Raw genomic sequence first — 7192 nt, 5'->3', positions numbered from 1 at the left:
AACGGGTTTTCAAAAAACAAAAAGGGCACCTGCGTGCCCCGGGTCATTTGCCAAAAGTGGCAGTGTGCATGCCGGATTTTCCAACCAGGCACTTGACGCCAAAAGTCGATTCTCACTCGACTTTATCGTCGTTGCTCGAAGAAAAGTAGTCATACGCGGCCAAGCCCAAGCCACCCATCAAGATCAGCGTAATGTCGAGTTGCGGCAACTTGAAAATATAGGGAAGCAAAAAAGCCGCCATGAGGACGAGTCCAATCAGGCCGGTGTAACGCTCAAGAGATTTCATGCCACGTTCCTTTTGACAAATTCAGACACAAGCCAGCGCGAAGCGCGCAGCAATCGGGCGTCGTTTTGATGAGCACCGACAGCCTGCACGCCCAAGGGTAATCCATTGGAAAGGCTCATCAGCGGCAAATTTACACAGGGCAAACCCGCAAAACTCCAGACAGTTTGCATGATCGGGTTGCCTGTGGACTCCAGTCCCGAAGGCGCGGTACCCAAGGCAGCCGGGCACAAGATCGCGTCATAAGTGGCGAAGTACTCGTCAAAAGCGCTCATCACGTGAAGCATCCGGTCTTTTGCAGCCAGGTAATCCATGGCAGGCGTGGCCATCGATTTTTCAATTCGCGCCCGCAAGGGTGCACTCAACTGCGCCCGGCTGTTGTTCCACTCCCTCTGCAGGCAAAAAGCCAGTTCGATCTCGTTGATGGTTTGCAGCCAACCCGTCACATTGCGCACGATGTCCGGCAAGTCCACGGCGTCGACACAATCACCGAGGTGATCGACAAAAGCTTCGTAAGCCTCGCGGGCTTGCGGTTCCACTTGGTCCCACCAGGGCGTTTTCACAAAACAAAATTTGGGTTGCAAGGGCGGCTCGGACACGGCCACGTCGAACAAACGACGTGGTGCCTGGCGCGCAGTTGCCGCGTCATGGCCATCGTCACCGGACATGATCTCGGCGACTTTGGCAATGTCTTCGAGGTTGCGTGCAAAAACGCCAACCTCGTCGAGCGAAGGTGACTGCTCCAGTACACCCGTACGCGGGAGCAATCCGCGAGAAGGCTTGAAGGCATAGACACCACAAAACGATGCCGGGCGAATCACCGAGCCATTGGTCTGGGTGCCCAGTGCCACCGGCACCATGCCCGCGGCTACCGCCGCAGCAGAACCACTGGACGAGCCCCCGGGGGTGTGCGCGGTGTTATGCGGATTGCAGGTCGGCCCAGGCTGGGTCGTGGCAAATTCCGTGGTCACCGTTTTGCCAAAGATCACCGCACCCGCTGCGCGCAGTCGGGACACCACGGTGGCATCACACACCGGGAAGCGCCCCTTGTGGATCGGGGTGCCGTATTCGGTAGGGAAATCACAGGTGTCAAAGATGTCCTTCACTGCGACGGGCACGCCATACAAAGGACCAGGCAAATGACCTGACGTGCGCTCACGATGCAGGTGCTCGGCTTGCATGGCCACGATGCGATCATCGCGGTGTGCAAAGGCACTGACCTTCTCGTCTGCCGCGTCGACAAAGCGGCCCAGCTTGACGGTGAATTCCTCCACTGTCTCCTGGCCACTGAGCAGATGCTCACGGATTTCCAGGCCCGTGAGTTCCGATACATTTCTAGCGCTTGTTGTCATCACTGTGCCTTGAAAAAGTCAGGGTCAACGATCGACGTGTCGTCAAGGTCGCGTTCCATCTCAACCGCTTGGTTGAAGAAATGGTCGGGCAGGTAAGTGACCATGGACGGATAAATATAGGTCATGGCCAAGGTGAAAAGCACCATACCGACAAACGGTAAACACCCTTTGAAAATGGTGACCAATTGCAAATTTTTGGGTGCAACCCCTTTCAGATAATAGGCTGACATCGCCATCGGCGGGGTCAGGAACGAGGTCTGCAAATTGATGGCGATCAGGATGCCGAACAGGATCGGGTCGATGCCATACAAAGGCAGCAAAGGCAAGAAGATGGGCACGAAGATGATGATGATCTCGCTCCATTCCAACGGCCAGCCCAGAATGAAAATCAGAAACTGCGACAACAGCAAAAATTGCACTGGAGACAGGTTCAGCGCCAGCATGAAGTCTTTGACCACATGCTCACCACCCAAGTAAGAGAAAACCGAGGCAAAGGTGGCTGCACCCACAAACAGGAAACACACCATGGCCGAAGTACGCGCCGTGAGGTAAACCGATTCGCGCAGGCGCTGCCAGGTGAAGGCGCGGTACACGATGGCCAAAATGATGCCGCCCAAAGCGCCCATGGCGGCCGCTTCGCTAGGGGTGGCCAAACCAAACAGGATGGAGCCCAGCACCGCCATGATCAGCGCAGCCAAAGGCACAAAAGCCTTGAACACCAGCACAATGCTCGCCCAGACGGTGTAGTGGTCCACGTCTTTGGGTTTGGGGCAAAGCGAAGGATTCAGTGTGGCGCGGGTGATGATGTAAATCACATACAGCATGGCGAGCGTAAAGCCAGGAATGATGGCTGCAGCGTACAACTTGACCACCGAGACACTGGCCGTCGCCGCGTACACAATGAGCAAAATGGAGGGCGGGATCAAGATGCCCAAGGTGCCGCCGGCCGTGATCACGCCGCTGGCCAGTTTTTGGTCATAGCCGGCTTTGAGCATGGATGGCAAGGCAATCAAGCCCATCAGGGTCACCACCGCACCCACAATGCCGGTGGCCGTGGCAAACAGCGCACAAGTGATCAGCGCGGCCACGGCCATGGAGCCCGGCAAGAAACGCAAACCCACCTGCAAGCTCAGGAACAACCTGTCCAGGATGTTAGCCCGCTCAATGATGTAACCCATGAATAGAAATAACGGTATCGATATGAGCACATCGTTGTTCATCACGCTGAATGTGTTCTGCGTGAAAAGGTACAGGATGCGGTTGTCCCACATCATCTGGTCGGGGGTGAAATAGGCATAAAAGCCAAATCCGATCCCCATGGCCATCAGGGTGAAAGCAATGGGGAATCCAAGGAAAATAAAAACAATAAAAATGCCCAGCATGGCAAGGGCGATGATGGGATCACTCACAATTTTTCTTCCTGTATATGCTGTTGAATGAGCACTTGTTCAAGTTCTTCGACGTCGCCACTGCGGGACATCCACTCGCCAGTACGAATACACAAAAGGCAGCGCATGACCTCCGAAACGCCGGCGATCAACAAGGTGATGCCAGCAACAAAAATAACAGCTTTCAGCGGCCAGACGGGCACGCCTGCCGGGCTGTTGACGCTGGACTCCAGGATGCGCGCACTTTCGAATGCGTAAGCAGCACCGGTGTAAACCATGGCAAAAATAGCCGGAAAATAAAACACGATATATAGAGTCAAATCGACCTTGGCTTGCATCCGGCTGGACCATTTGCGGTAGAGGAAGTCGCCACGCACATGCGAGTTGCGAGAGACGGCGTAAGAACCCGACATCATGAACAGCGCGCCATACATCATGTAGCTCATGTCAAAAGCCCATGCTGTTGGCCTGTTCAACACATACCGCATGAACACCTCGTAGCAGGTGGATGCCGTCAATATCAGCACGCACCACGCAAACGTATGTCCGACTGACTTGCTTAAAATGTCAATCCTGCGAATCCAGACTTCCATGCGATTTACCTCTTTGCAAACAAAAACAAAGGCTGCCGGAACCAATCCCGACAGCCTTCTGATGAGCCTTATTGTCAGCGATCAGCGCGGGAGCGTGGTCTTCTGGACGTGCTCATAAGCCATCTTGTAATCGGCTTCATTGGTAAAGTAGTAGAAACCAACGCGGCGCGACCAAGCCTTGAAGGAGTCATTCACTTCCTTGAACATGTCAACTTCTTTTTCGAGCTTGGCAGTCACCACGTCCCAAGCGGCCAACTGGCCTTTGTAAACTTCTGCAGAGGTGCGCGAAACCTGCACCTTGTGCTTGACGATCAACTCCTGCAAGTCTCTGGAATAGCTGTCGTGCGCCAAGGCTGTTGAGGCAGTGGAGGCGGCTTCGGCTGCGTACTTCAGGATAGCCTTCAGGTCAGCCGGCAAAGCGTTGTACTTGTCTTTGTTGAAGATGATTTCAAAGAACTCCTGAGCCTGGTGGAAAGAGCCCATGGCATAGTACTTGGCCACGTCTTGTGCACCAAAGCGCATGTCGGAGGTGGGGTTGTTGAATTCGAAAGCATCGATCACACCGCGCTGCATGGCGGGAACAATCTCGCCGCCGGGCAACTGCGCAACCGACATGCCCATTTCTTGCATCAAGTCGGCCGCCAAGCCGATGGTGCGGTACTTGAAGCCCTTGAGATCAGCCGCCTTTTTGGGCGGGCTCTTCTTGAACCAACCCAAAGGTTGCGAGGGCATGGGAAAAGTGAAGAAGCCGACGACGTTCAGATTCATCTTGGCAACCAGCTTGTCCCACAGCTCCTGGCCACCGCCAACATGAATCCAGCTCAGACCAATTTCAGGGGTAGCGCCTGTTACAGGGCCGGTACCGAACAGCGATGCCACCTTGGACTTTCCATACCAGTAGCCGGACACATGGTGACCGCCATCGAGCACGCCTTTGCTGACCGCATCGATGATTTCAAAGGGTTTGACCACGGCACCTGCGGGCAAATACTCTATTTTCAGACGTCCGCCGGACATTTCATTGACACGGGTAACGTATTGCAGAGCCATCTCGCTAAAGATGTCGTTGGCACCCCATGAACCCTGAATCTTCAGAACGATCGGGGCCTGGGCCACGGCGATCATGGGGAAGCCAGCCAAAGGCACAGCCACGGCTGCGGTGGCGGCCTTGCCGAAGAAACGGCGACGGCTGGCTTCAGGCACGTCAGTCACCGTTGTGGGAAGGTCATGTCGAGTTTGTGTCATGTGTTGGTCTCCTGTTGAATGTTCGAGCTTGCAAGATCACTGCATGAACCTGGTTATGAGATCAGTCAGAATCACGTCAGCAGGTGGAGATGGTACCGTGAAGCCGCTCCTCGACCCCTCGGGTTAACCCTAGGAAAGTCGCCAAAGTGTCAGGCATGGTTGTTGCAGCACTCATGACATTTATGTGTGTAATCGGCTCGCCGCGTTACATTTCAGCCTTGTCACACCGTTCAATCCAAGCCACCATGAACCCGATTCAACTCTTCGACACCGCCTCCAGCAGCTACACCTATGTGCTGTTTGACACCACCACGCGCGACGCCATCATCATCGACCCGGTGGACACGCAGCTTGAGCGCGACCTGCAGGTGCTGCGCGATTACGGTCTGAGGCTGGTCCTGGCACTGGAAACACACGCCCACGCCGACCACATCACCAGCGCCGGGCTGCTGGCCGAACTGGCCGGCGCCAAAACTGCGGCGCCAGTGTACTGTGGCATCAGCACGGCGGCAGTGCAACTCAAGGACGGCGACACGCTGAGCTTTGGCGCCGAGCAAATCCGCGCCCTGCACACGCCCGGCCACACCGCCGGCAGCATGTGCTTTGTCTGGCGCGACCACGTCTTCAGCGGCGACACGCTGCTGATCAACGGCTGCGGCCGCACCGACTTTCAAAGCGGCAGCGCAGCAGCCCTTTACCACAGCCTGACCCAGGTGCTGTTCAAGCTGCCAGACGACACCACGGTTTGGCCGGGGCATGACTACCAGGGCAAGACCAGCTCGACCATCGGCGCAGAAAAAGCCGGCAACGCCCGGGTGGCCGGCAAAACCGAGCAAGAATTCATCGCCATCATGGACGCACTGCAGCTGCCGCCGCCCAAGCGCATTGCTGAGGCCGTGCCCGCCAACCTGAAGGGTGGCCTGCGCCACGACGCGCCCCCCGCCAACAGCCTGCAAGTGCAGAGCGCCACCGGTTACGCGGGCGACATCAGCGCTGCGCTGGCCTGGGCGTGGGTGCAAAGTGGCGAGGCCGTGCTGGTGGACGTGCGCTCTGACGCCGAACGCGCCTGGGTCGGCTTTGTGCCCGACGCCCCAGCCGTGGCCTGGAAGCAGTGGCCCGGCATGGTCAGCAACCCCAATTTCGACGCCGAGCTGCTGGCCGCTGTGCCGGCCGGCAAAAAAGTGGCGCTGCTGTGCCGCAGCGGCGTGCGCTCCATCGCCGCTGCCAAACGCGCCACCGAGCTCGGGCTGGAGGCCTACAACATACTGGAGGGCTTTGAAGGCGACCCCGACACCCACGCGCACCGCGGCCACCTGGGTGGCTGGCGCCGGCACGGCCTGCCATGGCGCCAGAGCTGATAATGCCGCCATGACTTTTTTGGCCATTGATGTCGGCAACACCCGTTTGAAATGGGCGCTGCACGCTGCACCGCAACGCAACGCGCCCCTGCTGGCGCAAGGCGTCGAGTTTCTGGAAAACATTGACCGCCTGGCCAATGGCGACTGGGGTGGCCTGCCGCACCCGACGCGCATGCTGGGCTGCACCGTGGCGGGCGACGTCATCAAACGCCGGGTCGAAGAGCAAATGGAGCTGTGGGACGTGTCGGCCAACTGGGTGGTGGCCAGCAGCCATGAGGCCGGCCTGAGCAACGGCTACGACTACCCCGCGCGCCTCGGCGCCGACCGCTGGGTGGCCATGATCGGTGCCTGGCACCGCAGCTTGGCGCAAGGCCAGGCGCGCCCGCTGGTGGTGGTGATGGTGGGCACCGCCGTGACGGTGGACGCCATCGACACCCAGGGCAAGTTCTTGGGCGGCCTGATTTTGCCCGGCCACGGCATCATGCTGCGCGCGCTCGAATCCGGCACCGCCGGCCTGCATGTGCCCACCGGCAACGTCTGCGAGTTCCCCACCAACACCAGCGACGCGCTGACCAGCGGTGGCACCTACGCCATTGCCGGTGCGGTGGCGCGCATGGTGCAGCACCTGCGCGCGCACTGCGCTGCCGAGCCGCGCTGCATCATGACCGGCGGCGCCGCCTGGAAGATGGCGCCCAGCATGTCGGTGCCCTTTGAGCTGGTGGACAACCTGCTGTTTGACGGCCTGCTGGAGATGGCGGCGCAGCGGTTTGGCTGAACGGAAAATACCATGAAATTCGAACATTAGATATTCGAATTTCATGGTATTTTTAGTTAATCGTCTTGGCAACTCAGTCGCCCAAATGATGAAACACCATTGGCATTTCGAGCCATTCGAATCGTGCCCGATGCCGCACACGAACCTTGAACAGAGACTTCGTCATCGCGAGCGAAGCGTGGCGATCCATGACTTCCG

General features: G+C 57.9%; 7 protein-coding genes and 1 pseudogene. 3 read left to right on the top strand and 5 right to left on the bottom strand.

Going from position 1 to position 7192, the window contains the following annotated elements; all coding sequences use genetic code 11:
- Positions 1 to 112: 112 nt before the first annotated feature.
- The 5 genes from IBX54_RS10715 to IBX54_RS10695 form a co-directional block, all read right to left on the bottom strand.
- Positions 113 to 286 carry a hypothetical protein gene (locus IBX54_RS10715; RefSeq protein WP_296542644.1) on the bottom strand — a complete coding sequence of 58 codons (174 nt, stop codon included), beginning with the start codon at positions 284 to 286 and terminating at the stop codon, positions 113 to 115.
- Positions 283 to 1635 (bottom strand): amidase, encoded by a 1353-nt coding sequence (locus tag IBX54_RS10710; protein WP_296542643.1) that lies wholly within the window; start codon positions 1633 to 1635, stop codon positions 283 to 285. The genes IBX54_RS10715 and IBX54_RS10710 overlap by 4 nt, the downstream gene beginning before the upstream one ends.
- Positions 1635 to 3044 carry a TRAP transporter large permease subunit gene (locus IBX54_RS10705; RefSeq protein WP_296542642.1) on the bottom strand — a complete coding sequence of 470 codons (1410 nt, stop codon included), beginning with the start codon at positions 3042 to 3044 and terminating at the stop codon, positions 1635 to 1637. Before IBX54_RS10705 ends, IBX54_RS10710 begins: the two co-directional genes overlap by 1 nt.
- A complete protein-coding gene (locus tag IBX54_RS10700; RefSeq protein WP_296542641.1) occupies positions 3041 to 3616 on the bottom strand; it encodes a TRAP transporter small permease subunit in 576 nt (191 codons plus the stop codon). The genes IBX54_RS10705 and IBX54_RS10700 overlap by 4 nt, the downstream gene beginning before the upstream one ends.
- An 81-nt stretch (positions 3617 to 3697) precedes the next feature.
- Complete coding sequence (locus IBX54_RS10695; protein WP_296542640.1) at positions 3698 to 4861, bottom strand: TRAP transporter substrate-binding protein; 1164 nt, start codon at positions 4859 to 4861, stop codon at positions 3698 to 3700.
- A 155-nt stretch (positions 4862 to 5016) separates the two neighbouring features.
- Here IBX54_RS10695 and IBX54_RS10690 point away from each other — a divergent pair.
- From IBX54_RS10690 to IBX54_RS10680, 3 genes and pseudogenes are all read left to right on the top strand, one after another.
- Positions 5017 to 5607 (top strand): annotated as a pseudogene (locus tag IBX54_RS10690) (MBL fold metallo-hydrolase); the annotation flags it as partial.
- A gap of 174 nt (positions 5608 to 5781) precedes the next feature.
- Positions 5782 to 6219, top strand: a complete 438-nt coding sequence (locus IBX54_RS10685) for a rhodanese-like domain-containing protein (RefSeq protein WP_296542645.1) — start codon at positions 5782 to 5784, stop codon at positions 6217 to 6219.
- A 10-nt stretch (positions 6220 to 6229) separates the two neighbouring features.
- Positions 6230 to 6994, top strand: coding sequence for a type III pantothenate kinase (locus tag IBX54_RS10680; protein WP_296542639.1), 765 nt, complete (start codon positions 6230 to 6232; stop codon positions 6992 to 6994).
- Positions 6995 to 7192 lie beyond the last annotated feature (198 nt).

Origin of the sequence: Rhodoferax sp. (assembly GCF_014859475.1) — a bacterium.
Taxonomy (GTDB): Bacteria; Pseudomonadota; Gammaproteobacteria; order Burkholderiales; family Burkholderiaceae_C; genus Rhodoferax.
The sequence above is the reverse complement of the archived record's forward strand: the minus strand, read 5'-3'. Positions and strand labels throughout refer to the sequence as shown.